General features: G+C 49.3%; 26 protein-coding genes. 17 read left to right on the top strand and 9 right to left on the bottom strand.

Going from position 1 to position 14,161, the window contains the following annotated elements:
* The 8 genes from OGX94_RS15760 to OGX94_RS15725 form a co-directional block, all read right to left on the bottom strand.
* On the bottom strand, positions 1–104 hold a 104-nt coding region (locus OGX94_RS15760; RefSeq protein ID WP_286569576.1), incomplete at its 3' end, for a 3'-5' exoribonuclease domain-containing protein.
* A gap of 1 nt (position 105) precedes the next feature.
* Entirely contained in the window at positions 106–753 is a 648-nt protein-coding gene (locus tag OGX94_RS15755; protein ID WP_257661544.1) for a DUF551 domain-containing protein, read from the bottom strand.
* Between the two features lie 13 nt (positions 754–766).
* A complete protein-coding gene (locus OGX94_RS15750) occupies positions 767–1,075 on the bottom strand; it encodes a hypothetical protein (protein WP_257661545.1) in 309 nt (102 codons plus the stop codon).
* A 1-nt stretch (position 1,076) separates the two neighbouring features.
* The gene (locus OGX94_RS15745; RefSeq protein WP_257661546.1) at positions 1,077–1,433 is read right to left on the bottom strand and encodes a hypothetical protein; all 357 of its coding nucleotides are present in this window, start codon (positions 1,431–1,433) and stop codon (positions 1,077–1,079) included.
* Positions 1,430–1,702, bottom strand: coding sequence for an antitoxin (locus OGX94_RS15740; protein ID WP_257661547.1), 273 nt, complete (start codon positions 1,700–1,702; stop codon positions 1,430–1,432). Before OGX94_RS15740 ends, OGX94_RS15745 begins: the two co-directional genes overlap by 4 nt.
* Positions 1,699–2,256 (bottom strand): hypothetical protein, encoded by a 558-nt coding sequence (locus tag OGX94_RS15735; RefSeq protein WP_257661548.1) that lies wholly within the window; start codon positions 2,254–2,256, stop codon positions 1,699–1,701. Before OGX94_RS15735 ends, OGX94_RS15740 begins: the two co-directional genes overlap by 4 nt.
* Positions 2,240–3,280 (bottom strand): ParB-like helix-turn-helix domain-containing protein, encoded by a 1,041-nt coding sequence (locus tag OGX94_RS15730; RefSeq protein ID WP_286569573.1) that lies wholly within the window; start codon positions 3,278–3,280, stop codon positions 2,240–2,242. Before OGX94_RS15730 ends, OGX94_RS15735 begins: the two co-directional genes overlap by 17 nt.
* Positions 3,280–3,639: a hypothetical protein gene (locus OGX94_RS15725; RefSeq protein WP_257661549.1), complete on the bottom strand. Its 360-nt coding sequence runs from the start codon at positions 3,637–3,639 to the stop codon at positions 3,280–3,282. Before OGX94_RS15725 ends, OGX94_RS15730 begins: the two co-directional genes overlap by 1 nt.
* A gap of 260 nt (positions 3,640–3,899) precedes the next feature.
* On the opposite strand from OGX94_RS15725, the gene OGX94_RS15720 reads away from it, so the two are divergent.
* Complete coding sequence (locus tag OGX94_RS15720) at positions 3,900–4,385, top strand: hypothetical protein (RefSeq protein WP_257661550.1); 486 nt, start codon at positions 3,900–3,902, stop codon at positions 4,383–4,385.
* 246 nt (positions 4,386–4,631) lie between these two features.
* Here the strand turns inward: OGX94_RS15720 and OGX94_RS15715 are convergent, their stop codons facing one another.
* Complete coding sequence (locus tag OGX94_RS15715) at positions 4,632–5,324, bottom strand: XRE family transcriptional regulator (RefSeq protein ID WP_060854491.1); 693 nt, start codon at positions 5,322–5,324, stop codon at positions 4,632–4,634.
* 97 nt (positions 5,325–5,421) lie between these two features.
* Between OGX94_RS15715 and OGX94_RS15710 the strand changes: the two genes are divergently transcribed.
* The 16 genes from OGX94_RS15710 to OGX94_RS24995 form a co-directional block, all read left to right on the top strand.
* Positions 5,422–5,685, top strand: coding sequence for a helix-turn-helix domain-containing protein (locus tag OGX94_RS15710; protein WP_257661551.1), 264 nt, complete (start codon positions 5,422–5,424; stop codon positions 5,683–5,685).
* Positions 5,678–6,232: a YmfL family putative regulatory protein gene (locus tag OGX94_RS15705; protein ID WP_257661552.1), complete on the top strand. Its 555-nt coding sequence runs from the start codon at positions 5,678–5,680 to the stop codon at positions 6,230–6,232. Before OGX94_RS15710 ends, OGX94_RS15705 begins: the two co-directional genes overlap by 8 nt.
* A 163-nt stretch (positions 6,233–6,395) precedes the next feature.
* Positions 6,396–6,608: a DUF4222 domain-containing protein gene (locus OGX94_RS15700; RefSeq protein WP_116359839.1), complete on the top strand. Its 213-nt coding sequence runs from the start codon at positions 6,396–6,398 to the stop codon at positions 6,606–6,608.
* The gene (locus OGX94_RS15695; protein WP_257661553.1) at positions 6,565–7,485 is read left to right on the top strand and encodes a conserved phage C-terminal domain-containing protein; all 921 of its coding nucleotides are present in this window, start codon (positions 6,565–6,567) and stop codon (positions 7,483–7,485) included. Before OGX94_RS15700 ends, OGX94_RS15695 begins: the two co-directional genes overlap by 44 nt.
* Before the next feature lie 2 nt (positions 7,486–7,487).
* Positions 7,488–7,931, top strand: a complete 444-nt coding sequence (locus OGX94_RS15690; RefSeq protein WP_286569571.1) for a hypothetical protein — start codon at positions 7,488–7,490, stop codon at positions 7,929–7,931.
* On the top strand, positions 7,931–8,599 hold the full coding sequence (locus OGX94_RS15685) for an MT-A70 family methyltransferase (RefSeq protein WP_257661555.1): 669 nt from the start codon (positions 7,931–7,933) through the stop codon (positions 8,597–8,599). The genes OGX94_RS15690 and OGX94_RS15685 overlap by 1 nt, the downstream gene beginning before the upstream one ends.
* On the top strand, positions 8,586–8,804 hold the full coding sequence (locus OGX94_RS15680) for a hypothetical protein (RefSeq protein ID WP_003833987.1): 219 nt from the start codon (positions 8,586–8,588) through the stop codon (positions 8,802–8,804). Before OGX94_RS15685 ends, OGX94_RS15680 begins: the two co-directional genes overlap by 14 nt.
* A gap of 1 nt (position 8,805) precedes the next feature.
* Positions 8,806–9,126: a LexA family protein gene (locus OGX94_RS15675; RefSeq protein WP_257661556.1), complete on the top strand. Its 321-nt coding sequence runs from the start codon at positions 8,806–8,808 to the stop codon at positions 9,124–9,126.
* Positions 9,123–9,512: a RusA family crossover junction endodeoxyribonuclease gene (locus OGX94_RS15670; RefSeq protein WP_047715865.1), complete on the top strand. Its 390-nt coding sequence runs from the start codon at positions 9,123–9,125 to the stop codon at positions 9,510–9,512. Before OGX94_RS15675 ends, OGX94_RS15670 begins: the two co-directional genes overlap by 4 nt.
* A gap of 25 nt (positions 9,513–9,537) precedes the next feature.
* On the top strand, positions 9,538–10,254 hold the full coding sequence (locus OGX94_RS15665; RefSeq protein WP_050542098.1) for a phage antirepressor KilAC domain-containing protein: 717 nt from the start codon (positions 9,538–9,540) through the stop codon (positions 10,252–10,254).
* Positions 10,251–11,240, top strand: a complete 990-nt coding sequence (locus OGX94_RS15660; RefSeq protein ID WP_257661557.1) for a DUF968 domain-containing protein — start codon at positions 10,251–10,253, stop codon at positions 11,238–11,240. Before OGX94_RS15665 ends, OGX94_RS15660 begins: the two co-directional genes overlap by 4 nt.
* A gap of 14 nt (positions 11,241–11,254) precedes the next feature.
* Positions 11,255–11,833: a DUF1133 family protein gene (locus OGX94_RS15655; RefSeq protein ID WP_033558943.1), complete on the top strand. Its 579-nt coding sequence runs from the start codon at positions 11,255–11,257 to the stop codon at positions 11,831–11,833.
* Positions 11,834–12,000: 167 nt separating this feature from the next.
* A complete protein-coding gene (locus tag OGX94_RS15650; protein ID WP_000423994.1) occupies positions 12,001–12,498 on the top strand; it encodes a hypothetical protein in 498 nt (165 codons plus the stop codon).
* Positions 12,499–12,942: 444 nt separating this feature from the next.
* The gene (locus OGX94_RS15645) at positions 12,943–13,221 is read left to right on the top strand and encodes a phage holin (RefSeq protein WP_016150433.1); all 279 of its coding nucleotides are present in this window, start codon (positions 12,943–12,945) and stop codon (positions 13,219–13,221) included.
* A complete protein-coding gene (locus tag OGX94_RS15640) occupies positions 13,193–13,741 on the top strand; it encodes a lysozyme (RefSeq protein ID WP_115601849.1) in 549 nt (182 codons plus the stop codon). The genes OGX94_RS15645 and OGX94_RS15640 overlap by 29 nt, the downstream gene beginning before the upstream one ends.
* Before the next feature lie 198 nt (positions 13,742–13,939).
* Positions 13,940–14,161: hypothetical protein (locus OGX94_RS24995; protein ID WP_502873445.1), on the top strand; the 222-nt coding region annotated here is incomplete at its 3' end.

Below are 14,161 nucleotides of genomic sequence, written 5' to 3'. Positions count from 1 at the left end.
CCCAGTTCACCGCTTTGCGGATCGAAAAACACGGCACCAATGGAGACGATAGGGGCATTCGGTTTTTTGCCCATGGATTCAAGGTCGATCATTAAATTGTTCACGTTATACATTCTCCTGCTGAGGTGCTGCTGGCATTTCCCGCCAGTGCGTAATTGCGTGGGGATCTGGAATTGTGCATCCGTCATCCCAGAATTGACCACTCCACATTGCCGACCACATTTCACCATCAGCGTACATGACCATTACTGGGATGAGCTTGTCAGGCATCCGCTCGCTTACCGGAATCCAACCATCCGGAGTTACCGGAGAGTTGCCAGCCTGAAGCATGGCGGCGCGGCAGGCGTTCCAGCCCTCCCACATCCTAACGAAATCATGGGCTAACCATGCGGAATATGCCGTTACTGCATATCCGGTACCGCAGCGGGTGACATGCTTCGGCATTTTGAATGTTCGCTCGAATGCATCTCGCGGATCTTCATCCGGCACTACCGGCGCTCTCGGCTTGCCCTGGCTATCTGACGGCGCTAACGGAGCGTTTCTCAGTACAGTGGCCAGCATTTCAATATCTACTGGTGCAGGCTCAGCACCAAATGCCGCAATAGCCCCATCAATAACCTTCACAGCATCAGCCATTGCGTAGCCGAGATTCCCGCCGTCGCTTTGTGCTGCTGCTTTGCTGAGTATTTCGCTTATCTGGTGCAGGCGATTGAGTGATACAGGACCGTGCGCTGGGTGGTTGTTAGTTGTCATGGGTTAGTCCTCCTTAATCCCATTGCAAAACTGATGCGAAATATGCACCGCGACACGGCGAGTCACGAGGATGATGCCAGCCTGAATAGCCATCCTGACCACCTATTGGGCTAACTTTGTACCAGCACTGGTAATAGCGGGCGCTACTTGCAAAATCAGCGGCACCATCCGAGTCAATTACATCTTGGGACACAGAAGCCTGAATTATTTCCGCTTCCGTATAATCGCCGCGCATAACGATGAATCGCGCATCGTCCGAGCAAAGATAATCACATGAACCGTCATATTTACCTTTGGTGGTAGGTTTGATTAATTTATCCATCTCACTCCCCCTTCACGCCAATGCCAGCGGCGCGGATAGCTTCGATAACATCATTCGGGCGATAGATTTTCACGCCAGCGTAACTGTTCAATGCCTTTGGAAGAGTAACCGTCCGCGATTCCAGTTCTGCTATGCGCTTATCTGCGGCTTCAGCGCGGTCAATCGCTGATTCAAGAGCGCACTTAAGCTCAGATGTGTATTCAGCGTCGCAGCAACTAGCGCATATATGTCCGCCGTCGTCATGCTTAACAGTTAGTGCCCATTGGCTACAGAAGTCGCAATCACGCATTACCGCCTGACTCCAGTCACGTCTTTTGCGCTCAGGAACACGCAGAGCCTGTTTGTTGAGTGCTGTCATTGGGCTTCTCCTTCGTAACCTATGGCTCCTGCAATTGCCGCCAAAACGTCCTGACTCTCCCCAACCGGCTTATCCATCCAGTCGAACGACATCAGGCGCCCACCATCGATAACACCGATGTTGAAATCGTCGCTACCTTGCTGTTTAAGACCATGTTTGATGGCCTTGTCGCGCTTATCGAATTCAACGCAGTCAGACACATACTCAATCCCATGACCGTTTTCGTTGCACCACAGATATTGCTGAATGACGATGTACGATTTGCTCATAGAGCGGCTCCTTTGCGAAGCTGGGCGGCGAACCTCAAAGCATTTCGACCAGTAGCCTTAATGATTTCTGCGGTTGCTGGGCTTTTACCTTTTGCATAATCGCCAATCTCCCCGGCAAACATCTCCACACCACTGGCCCGCACTTCAGCCAGGAACGCGTCGTAAGCAGGTATCTGTAACACAGCCAGGGAGCGAATCATCTTCTGCACTTCTGGCGGACATTGTTCGTAATGGTCGTCGGTGATAAATACCGCTTCATTGTGAATTTTATCTACAGCGCTTAATTCCGCCGCCAGCGCCCTGCACTTGCTCTCGGAGTTAGCGAGCTGTACTGCCATGTCTGCGAGTTTCAGTTCAAGATTGTGAATAGTCGCGTCTGCTGCACGGAACTCGCGCTGGGATTCCGTTAAATTTGAGCAGGCGTTTTGAATTGAGTAGGCCAAAATTGCAGTATCACGATCATCTGATTCTTCAGCTTTAACCTGCAACTGAACCGCCAGGCTGAAGAGATCAGCAATTTGAGTTTCTGTCATACGGTTATTGATCGTTTGCATTGGTATGTACCTGCTGAAGTTTGTGTTGTTTAACGAAGTGGGCCACTGCTTTTGACTGGCTGGCGATTATTTTTCTATCACCTAGGTCGAGCGTGACGTTCTTACCGCGATAAATTATTGCCGAGCCGATTTCCTTACCGTCCAGCTTCACATACAGCACCTTCCCGATAATCTCTGTAGTAGGGATTGGCTGTGAAAGGCGATAGGTTTCGCGAGCTTCAGCAATGGTTTTATGTTCGTCGATGATCGCCAGCGCTTCAGCCAGTGCCGTGCCTTGCAAATTGAACACGCCTTCATCGCTGATCGTCGCCATGGCCATTAACTCCACGAACCGGCGAGCACTTTTAATGTTGAGTTCTGGCGCGATAGAGCTGCGCGTAACCTTTGTTTTCCCCTGGGCGGCGGCTACGGCTTTATCGTGCTGGAGAACTTCGCCAGCCTGTTCGCCAAACTCACGAACGCGGTCAACAGCAACATCAACAGATACGGCACCAGATTTAACTTCCTGCTGAACGTCATAATTAGCGGTGCTCAGAGTGAGCAACTTCTCAACGGTCGCTACAGACTTATTGACCAGCTTTGCAATCTCGCTGGTGGTCTGGTTGAAAGCGTTATGAAGCTCCTGAATAACAGCAGACTGTTCAATATCGGAAAGTGGGAGTTGGTTATTACTGGTCATGATGCGAGCCAGTCGCTGCACATCGTTACCGTTAAACGGCATGATATGAATGCGGTCTACTGGCTTACCAGCTTCAGCACAACGTGCGTAGCAGCGACGACGGCGATGGCCTTCAACAATCCACACACCGCCTTCATCACGTGCGATAACCTCCAGCGGAGGAACGGTGCCGCCGTTCATCAGATAGTTAAAAAGGTCGTCATCTGCCTGACGGGTGCGTTCGTCGTCTTCACGCTTGTTGAAACCTTCGCGCACGTGGATATGTTCAAGGCTGATAAACATCCCGGTATCGGTGCGCTTGATGGTCCCGTCACGGGACATCTGTTTGAATGAGTTGGCGGCCATCACTTAGCCCCTTCATTCATCACAACATTAGTTACCGGGGTTAACTCACGCAGTTCGCACTGAGCTTCCAGAAGGTGAAGGTTGCTACGTGTTTTTGTGTGTCTTTCAACAATGCGATCGCATTCTTTTGCCCAGCAAATAACGTCATCACGTAATACGGTGTTCTCGATGGCCAGTGCTTTACGCTGTTCCATTGACTCGCACAGCGCGACACCCTGAACATCGTAGCGGTTCGCCAGTTCATTCATCAGCCACTGGGAAGCAGGTGGCAGGAGAGGGGCAGCTTTACGGGCTGCATCGATCAGTTGCTCTCTGGTCATACGTGGTTGTAACTCAGTGACGTTCTGTGTGGTCGTCATGGTTAGTTTCTCCGTGTTATATGCGCCCTGCACGGCGCTGAATTTTGGTTGCACGAATCCCTCGCCAAAAGGCGAATAAAAGTTTTGGTTTCGTTTCAGTAAATGCCCCATCAAAAGGTGCTTAGCGCAACGGGTTGCTCCATCGTTATTATGCTGTCGTGTTAAATAGCTACCAAGATAGGTAGTGAGTAGCTATTTAACTAAAGCAATGATTAGAGTAATCTGGATATCCTAATACATTTATTTTTAAGGTTTTTTTTGTGGCTGGTGAAAAAAAATTAAAAATCCCATTCGATACCAATAAAAACTATTACAGTGGAATTCGTGGCATTTTGAGCGGTATTGTTTGCTCTATGATCGGTGTTTATATTACTGGGCTATTTAGTGGAGCTATTAGCGTTGAACAGATTTTTAAAATGCCAATAGGTATCATCAGTGCTTGGGTCGCTTTGTGTGCTTCTTTGTGGGCGCTATCATATAGATTTGAAGATAGGGTTATATTCACATCTGGCCGTAATTGGGATTGTCCTAGAACAGCGAACTTTTTTTTATTTTTGCTTTACATAATGATAGGTGTCTTTTGTTCACTCATATTCGAGGCCTTTCTGAAGGGGAGTGCCTCCCGCTCCTTATATGTTTCAATGGCGGGTTTTTTAGTTTTCTTACGACTTTTTTGTTTCTTCAGCATTAAGAATTATGCTCAAATACAAAGCAAATCTGTTGATGAAACTAACGATAAAAAATAACCTGTATTAATAGGATATCCAGATTGTTAAAGAGCGAAGCGTCCAGTAGGGCGCTTTTTTGTTACCTGCGAATCATCCGGTTATTCATATGCCACCGGCGGCTACTTCGTGGGCGTCCTGCCTGTTCGCTATGGAGTAGACAATAAAATTAAATTGCGCAAAACGCAAGTAAATAATTGCGAAATACGCAATGTAAGGTGCATAAAAAAACCGCCCTAAAGGCGGTTTCAACATTGATATGTAGCGTCAGGCGTGACGTTTGAATGATTGAGATTGGCTTATCATTACTTTCCCAAAAATGTAAAAACGGTGTTCGTTGGTCTTGTCCACGGACCATTCTCTATATTTTGGGTTATCAGATATCACCAACAACTTATCAGGTATCATCTGTAATCGTTTGACGTAAATTTTATCATCAAAACCAAATACATAGATTCCATCACCGTCGAACTCATGAATAGAGATATCAACGAAGAGAAGATCACCAGGCTCGATTGTCTCAGCCATACTGTCGCCTCGAACGTTGATTACCTTTACTTGATCTGCCGTTCTTCCACCGAACATCGCTAGCGCACGTTCATTGTTGTATTCGATTGACCTGATGACATCGATGATGTCGCTGCCTTGAATAAAGCCGCCACCAGCACTGGCACTAACATCAAGAATCTCCACTCTAAACACAGATCCATCTCCAGAATGTGGGTTACTACCACTGTATTCACATACAGTAGTTTTATTTCCACCTGGAGTAAATAGATCAGCAACGCTAACGCCTAAAGCTTGAGCATATTTGCTAAGTGATTGTTCAGTAAATGACTTCTGCTTGCCAGTTTCTACACGCGAGATGTTAGCTCCGTCGACACCAACGGCTTCAGCAAGATCAGCGATTTTTAGACCCTTCGCAGTGCGAAGTTCTCTTATGCGATTTCCTATGTTCATGCGTCTATTACATGTTTTTTTTGCGTGATGTGCAAAGCAACTTGCGCAAGTTGTATGTTCCAATTAATATGCGTTATACGCAATTAAAGGAGGGTATATGCAATCACCGTTACGAATCTTGCGTAAATCGCAAGGTATGACTCTTTCCTATGTAGCGAAAGGGGTTGATATCGACCCGGGAAATCTAAGTCGGATAGAGCGAGGGCAGCAAATCGCTTCACTGGATATTGCTGAGCGTCTTGTCAGTTTCTTCTCTGGAAAAATCAATGAGCTAGAAATCCTTTATCCACATCGCTATTCGAACTGTACAGGCGCGAGTACAGACATAAAACCACAGGACGAAGGAGCAAGCCGTGGGTAATGAACCTATTTGGAAAGTCGAGCGTCAGCCAGCCTGGCTGGTGGCTGCGATAAAAAAGACGATCACTGATCTACCTGGCGGTTATGCCGAAGCTGCGGAATGGCTGGGGGTAACAGAGAACGCGCTTTTTAACCGCCTCCGTGTGGATGGGGATCAAATCTTCCCTATGGGGTGGGCGATGGTGCTACAGAAAGCTGCTGGTGTTAGCTACATAGCTGATGCGTTTTCTCGTCAAACCGATAACGGCATTCATATCCCTGGCGCGGCACCAGATACAGAGAACGAGGAGATTGGCTTAAAGCTGGCTGAGCTGGTGGGCAGGCTCGGTGACCTGGTTAACGCATATCGTCGATACATCGATGATGGTGTGGTTGATAAAGGGGAATGGGACAGCCTGAACGAAATAGCCTACCAGTTCAGGGTAACACTTATGACGTTCCTGAACTTGATTTCACGTGTTTATTGCCTTCCAGAAAAGAATGAAGCCCGCGAGTGTGCAGCTCCGGGCTCCGTGGCGTGTCGTATCAGTGGAGAAACTAACGCATGAACAGTTTAACGGCAAATAACCGTCTTCCGCAACTCCGTGGAATTCCAGTGCATGGAACCTCGCTGTTTCGGTATGAGCGCATGGTATCAGGTCGGTGGATTCCTTGTAACCACAGAAGAGCTATCGCAATTGTGGGTGTGTTCCAGCGGAGGGCGAAACGCATATGCGAGCACTCAACAGACGGTTTAAAGACAGCTACGGCGTCCCAGTCAGGGTTATCCGGTGGGAGCCAGAAACTCAACGGGTTATATACCTGCGCGACGGATACGAACATGAGTGCTTCAGTCCTCTCGAACAGTTTCAGCGTAAATTCCGGGAAATAGAGGGTCCGAATGAGCCTGTTAATGACATCCCGGCCAATAGTGATAAATCCTGACCTTGCGTACAGCATTGGCCTGAATGAGGCGATTGCATTGCAGCAGATTAACTACTGGCTGAAAGAAACAACGTCTGGCATGGAGCGTGACGGTGTTCGCTGGATTTACAACACGACTGAACAGTGGCTGGAGCAGTTCCCGTTCTGGTCAGAGTCGACTCTGAAGCGAACCTTCACCCGCCTGAAGACACTCGGTGTGCTCAAAATTGAGCAACTGAACAAGTCTCAACGCGACATGACCAACTTCTACACGATCAACTATGAAAGCGAGCTTTTAGATGAAGTCAAAGTGACTGAATCGAAGAGGTCAAAATGCGCTGTTCCATCAGGTCAAAATGACACGATGGAAGAGGTCAAAGTGACACGCTCCATCAGGTCAAAACGAACCGCTGTCATCAGGTCAAAATGCACTGATGATCCTACAGAGATTACAACAGAGAGTACTACAGAGATTACAGGTAAAGACTCTTGTCCGGTTGCGGTGCAACCAGACCGAGATGTGTTGATTACTGATCAGGCTAAACAGGTTTTGGTTCACCTGAACCAGGTCACGAACTCACGCTACCAGGTTTCAACCACGTCAATGCAAAACATCCGAGCACGAATCGGCGAAGGGTTCACCGTTGAAGAGTTGTCGCTGGTGGTGGATTACTGCAACGCGAAGTGGGGCGATGACCTGAAGATGTCTGATTACCTGCGACCACAGACGCTTTTCCAGCCGTCCAAGTTCCCGGGATACCTCAAGTCTGCAAATAACTGGGACAAAGCTGGCCGACCTGAACGAGTGAATGGGGAATGGGCCCGTGAAGATGGCATCTTCAAACCCAGCTTCAAGAACACTGATTACAGCGCTATTCCACCAGGGTTCAGGGGGTAACGATGAGCATTCTGAAAATGGTCCAGATGTTTATTGCCATGAACCCCGGCTCAACGACCAGGGACATCATCGAAGGTCTGACCCAATTCAGCCTGGACATGCTCCAACTCGCCGTTTGCCGCCTGTATGGTTCTGGGCTTGCCACGCGTAAACGCGACGGTCGCCAATTCCGTTACTACGCGGAACCGCCAGCAGATTGCCACTTCGAAGTGTTTGAACCAAGTCCTGAAGTCAGCGCCTTGATGGAAACGGCAAAAGGTCTGGAGTCGAAAGGTCTTTTTCACCGTGCCGCGACAATTTACATGGAGGCGTTCAGCGCATCAGCCATTGAATCAGAGCGAGCAGCAATACTGGCAGAACGTCAGCGCTGTCTTGGCCTGGCTAAACCAGCAGTTATTGCCGAAGACGGATGCTATCTGGCTGGTCGATTTTCGGGAGGCCGTTAATGAACTATTCACTGATTTACGCCGATCCACCGTGGGAATACGGGAACACTATCAGCAATGGCGCAGCGGAAAACCATTACGGCACGATGAAACTCATCGACATTAAACGCCTTCCTGTCTGGGAACTGGCCGCCGAAGATTCAGTTCTGGCCATGTGGTTCACCGGTACACATACCCGTGAAGCGATCGAACTTGCTGAGGCATGGGGTTTTAAGGTTCGGACCATGAAGGGATTCACCTGGGTGAAGTTTAACTCACTGGCAGAACAGCATATCAATAAAGCGCTTCAGGCTGGTGGAGTAGAGGATTTTTACGACTTCCTCGACCTGTTGAACGCTCAGACCCGAATGAACGGTGGTAACCATACTCGCGCAAATACCGAGGATTTGCTAATTGCCACCAGAGGGAAAGGTCTTGAGCGTCAGAACGCCAGCATAAAACAGGTTATCTACAGTCCACTCGGTGAACACAGCCAGAAGCCAGCAGAAGCGCGTTACCGCTTGGAGAAATTATACGGCGATGTGTCACGCATTGAGTTGTTCAGTCGCTGTGCTGCTCCCGGCTGGCATCACTGGGGAAATCAGGCAGAAAACCCTGATGTAATCATGTTTCCTGGTTACGTTGGTAAACCTGCTCCGTTGTTGGAGGTGGCTTATGCAGGACGTTGAAGCACGTAACGCGCTTCGTAACATCGCCAGAAGATGCAACGAGGAAATAACTGCTAAACGCAAGGCTAACCCTGGCATGAATTGTGACGAAATAGCCAGGCCAATTTTTAACGGTGCCATGGGGATGGTTAAGCAGCTTGGCTTTACACCATCTCATTTGTATCTCGAAGTTGGGATTCTGAATAAGCGGATTAAGGAGCGCTGAAGTGAACAATCTTACTGTGAGACAAAGTGAAGTACTTGGTTCGATCGTGAACTATCAGCGCCGGTTCGGATTCCCTCCAACGATATGTGAACTGGCAGGGCTGATTGGTTGCTCATCACCGAACGCGGCAGCGGAGCATGTGAAGGCCATAGCGAAGAAGGGATATATCTCAGTAGCGCCTGGAGTTTCCAGGGGGATCACCGTTATTTCAGGAAATGATGAGGCAGACGCGATATCGATCATCAAGTCACTCATTAACGGTGATAGTGATTCAAGAGAACGCGCCTTGTCATGGCTGGAAGCGAGGAGTGTTCAGCCATGAAATTAACGCTGCCATTCCCGCCAACAGTTAACACCTATTACCGGTCACCTGACCGTGGGGCGTTAAAGGGTAAGCATCTGATAAGTGAGATGGGGAGGAAGTTCAAGAAGAACGTTTATGCCTCTGTTGTGCAGCAGTACGGCGGCATACCGAAACCAGTTAACGTCAACGTTGAGGTAAACATAGTTCTTTTCCCGCCAGATAACAGACGGAGGGATCTGGACAACTACAACAAAGCGCTGTTCGACGCACTGACGAATGCCAGAGTTTGGGAAGACGACAGTCAGGTTAAACGGATGGCAATTGAGTGGGGGCCGGTAGTAAAGCCTGGAATGGTAGAGATAACGATCAGTCGATTTGAAACCGTGGCGGGTGCAGCCGCCTGATAAGTGGAGACAGAGCATGCAACAGATGAGCATAACAGTAACATGTCCGACCCATCATGCAGCGACAGTAGGGCAGCAGATCACCATGTCCAGCCGTGAGATTGCGAAACTGGTTGATTCCCGGCACAGCAATGTCTGCGTAACGATAGAGCGTCTCATGAATTCCGGTGTGATTGGAGGGTATGCTGCATTGCAGTACACCCATCCCCAGAACGGGCAAACCTACCATCATTATGAAGTCAACAAACGAGATAGCTATGTGATCGTTGCCCAATTATCACCGGAGTTTACCGCCCGACTTGTTGACCGCTGGCAGGAACTGGAGAGCAACGGTGGAATGATTGTTCCCCGGTCTCTTCCTGAGGCCCTGCGCCTTGCTGCTGATCTGGCAGAGCAGAAACAGCGCCTGAGTGAAGAACTGGCAGTTGCAGCACCGAAGGCCGAGTTCGTTGATCGTTATGTTACGGCTACTGGGTCAATGACTTTTCGACAGGTCGCCAAGCTGCTTAACGCCAAAGAGCCGGAGTTTGCGATGTTCCTGATTGAGAACGGCATAATGTACCGGCTTAACCGTGTTCTCACGCCAAAGAGCAAGCATATCGAGGCAGGACGCTTCGAGGTGAAGACAGGAACGACAAACCAGACAAATTACGCGTTTAATCAGTCCCGCTTCACCGCCAAGGGTGTTCGCTGGATTGGCGGCCTGTGGGCAGAGCATATTGCTAAGGGGCAGGTAGCGTGAGGGCATTACTGACACCTGAAGTGGCACCGATGACCGGGGTAGTGATATTTCGCCCAGGCAGTGAACTGATGCATCTGTTCAGACGTGGGCGTGTTCTTATCGAGCCACAAACAGAGTCAATGGCTGAGTTACCGTCTGGCATGCTGCCGGATACTGCTCAGGAGCTTCAGAACGATCCGTTGATGCGTGATGTCTTCGAAAATCAGAAGGTCATACATCGTGCTGGTGGACTGAATTCACTGGATGCCTGGCTCGAAAGAAAACTGGAATGTCAGTACCCACACAGCGAGTGGCATGATCGCAACTACACCATCACCCGGCATGCGCCTGGCTCAATCCGCACGTGCTGGGGCTGTGACTTAAAAATTCGTGATCAGTTCACTGAAGGTCTGGCGGGTATAGCACGTGAAAACCTGGTATCCTGGCTACTGAAGGTTGTAAACGGCCAATTAGGTTTCAGTGAAGACCACATTCTGACGCTGCCGGAGTTTTGCTGGTGGATGGTCAGGAACGACCTGGCTGACGAGATACCTGAAGCCGTAGCCCATAAAGCCCTTCGTCTGAAGGAAGAGACTAACCAGTCGGTAACTCGTGAAAGCGATATTGTTCCGACATTACCTGCTCAACAACTGGTACAGGAGAAAGCGAAAAAGATAGTTGCGATGAAGGTAGACCCGGAGACGCCGGAATCCTTCATGCTTAAACCCAAGCGTCGCCGCTGGGTGAATGAGAAATACACGAGATGGGTTAAGGCCCAGCCGTGCGTCTGCTGTAACAAGCAAGCTGACGACCCCCACCATCTGATTGGCCACGGGCAGGGTGGAATGGGTACAAAGGCACACGACCTGTTTGTGATTCCTCTGTGCAGAGAGCATCACGACGAGTTGCATGCTGATCCTGTGGCATTTGAATCGAAATACGGTGACCAACTGGCCCTGGTGTTTCGGGTTATAGATCGTGCGCTGGCAATCGGCGTACTGGCGTAAGTGGAGAACGCTAAATGATTAATCCTTCTGAAGTTGGTAAATCTGGTGAAATGGTTCGTCTTCGTACTCTGGAAAGCATCTGGATACAGGGTAAGTTGCGCATGTGGGGCCGCTGGTCTTATATCGGCGGTGGTAGTGGTGGGAACATGTTTAACCAGCTTCTGGCATCTGGGAAAATCACCAAGACAGCTATCAATGATGCTCTGCGCCGCATGAAGAAATCAGGAATCACCAAGCCTGAACTTGAAGCGTACCTGCGTGAAATCCTCAACAGCAAAAATAAAAGCGGCCTGGCGTTCTGTTCAGACGAAGAAGGGTTGTTAGTGGACGGTGTCATTGCTTCTGTACTGATGAATGATGACTACCGATCGCTCTATAGCGTGATTGTCGACCGCCATCGCCTACGTAAGAGCAAGCTGCAGATGGCCAATGAACTGCAGGCTAAACATCCTGATTGGCCACTGATCACCTGCCGTCGTCGCATTGACACTTGGCTAAGTCTGGCAGAATCGATCCTGTACGCTCCAGTTTGTGACGCATTCGGCACAAATAGCGACAGATTTAAGTTGCAGAGTGAGCAAGAAAGTGCTTAAATTGTGGTAGGCTCGGGACGTTAAAGCGAACTGAGCAACAGAACAAAAAATAAACCCGCCATCGTGCGGGTTTTTGCTTTTCGCACTCAGTGTAAGTGAAATATAACCATGTGCTTTCAGGGTGAGTTACTATGCAGATTCCTTTCAAAAGTTGTCTGGAGAGTGGCATGGAATTAACATTTAAGGATCTGAAAGAAAAACGCACTAAACTGGTCGAGGCGCAATGGAAGTTACAGGATAAACTTCAGGAGAAGGCGAGCGAACTACTACGAGAGTATTCAGGTTCTCTTGATCTTACATCTCGTGAGTGGACTGGTTCTGACGGAACAAGATGGCCTTATGTGGACATTGGTATTTGGGAGGAGGAGGGGAAGTTCTTTCCTGTCTTAATCCCCCAACTCAATATGGACAGCCGTTACCACTTGAATTTCGTGATTGCAACCACTCTTGATGATTCTCCGCTAACAGGTGGCTACAGGCAGGGCGTAAGCATCTCACTCTGGTATGAGAACTCATCATTTTATGCTGAAGTAGGCTCAGGAGACGACGTCTCCCGTTTTTCTGTCTCATCTCAGCTGGGTGGATTTTATCAGGTATGCAACGCTATTAAGGCGTTAATTAGCTCTTCTATGGATCGCGCCATGCCAGATATTCCAGCGAATTAATAAAGCATAAACATCTTTCAGGGCTATGCAAATGCACGGCCTTTTCTATATCCCGTTGTGAAATGTTCGTGAGGCATGGGTTGTCAGCCAAAGGATCACCGGGAGACACCCGGCACCACGCATCCATTATTGCATAGCAAAAAGGCTCACAACGGTGGAACTTTTAGCAGGGCGAAAAAAAGCCCGCATTGGGTTGCGGGCATAACAGAGAACAAATAGCTAATATTCAAGTTGTCTTTCATCAACTTGTCAGAAGAATTTAACCTTAAGAAAAATTGATGTAAAGACAATATTGATTTCTGGTTACAGGCTGCGCATTTGCGTGGCCTTTTCTATTTCAGGCTCACGGGAATCATCCGCTACGTGCTTTGTTGATAAATCCAGCCCGTGAAGCCTGACCTTTTCATCACACACAGCGCCATCCGAAAAATCGGAGGTGAGGCTATGACCAGAATGAGCACCATTTACAGCAGACTTTCATATGGATCAGGAACCACGCTTGCCGGCTGCGGTGTATCAGCGAAGGCATATGCCGAAACAGCTAAAACAGCAAAAGAGGTGTCCTGGATGTTGGCCGACAGAATTGCAGGGTTAAGCCTGAGCGACTGGGCAATTATTGTCGGTATCGCATGCACCGTTATCACCTGTGCAGTGAACTGGTATTTCCGCTGGAAAGAACGGGAGGATCGGCGCAATGGCTATGCCACCAAAGCTGAAGAATAAACTGAGTGCAGCGGTCGTTGGTTTAATTCTTGCGGGGGCTTCCGCGCCCGTGATTCTCGATCAGTTTCTGGATGAGAAAGAAGGCAACAGTCTGACCGCATACAAGGATGGCTCCGGCATCTGGACTATTTGCCGTGGCGCCACGATGGTTGATGGTAAGCCAGTAGTTCAGGGCATGAAGCTGTCTGCTGAGAAATGCGATCAGGTAAACGCCATTGAGCGTGATAAGGCACTGGCGTGGGTTGACCGAAATATCAAAGTACCACTGACCGAACCACAGAAAGCCGGGATCGCGTCTTTCTGCCCATATAACATCGGTCCCGGAAAATGTTTCCCATCTACGTTCTATAAGCGAATAAATGCTGGCGACCGTGAAGGTGCCTGTGAAGCGATCCGCTGGTGGATAAAAGACGGTGGTCGCGATTGTCGTCTGACCAAAGGGCAGAAGAACGGTTGCTATGGTCAGGTTGAACGGCGAGACCAGGAAAGCGCGTTGACGTGCTGGGGGATAGACCAGTGAGCCTGCGCTATCAGTTCATTGTTATTTTGTTGCTGGTGGCCGTTGCATTCTTCGCGGGTAGTGTATGGAGCAGCCGCGGTTGGGAAAAGAAGTGGGCCGAGCGTGACAGCGTAGAATCATCGCAAACAGCGAACGCACAGACCGCCGCTCGCATGATTGAACAAGGGCGTATTATTGCCCGTGATGAGGCTGTAAAAGATGCACAAGCACAAGCCGCTAAATCCGCTGCCACTGCTGCTGGCCTGTCTGCCACTGTTAACCAGCTGCGTACCGAAGCAACAAAGCTTGCCACTCGCCTGGACGCCGCAAAGCACACCGCAGATCTTGCCACTGCCGTCAGAAGCAAAACAGCCGGAGCCGACGCCGCAGTGCTCGCCGACATGCTCGGACGCCTTGCAGAAGAAGCTCGATATTATGCTG

Origin of the sequence: Citrobacter sp. Cpo037, from assembly GCF_030332945.1 — a bacterium.
Taxonomy (GTDB): Bacteria; Pseudomonadota; Gammaproteobacteria; order Enterobacterales; family Enterobacteriaceae; genus Citrobacter; species Citrobacter portucalensis.
This window is presented reverse-complemented; position numbering and strand designations above follow the sequence as displayed.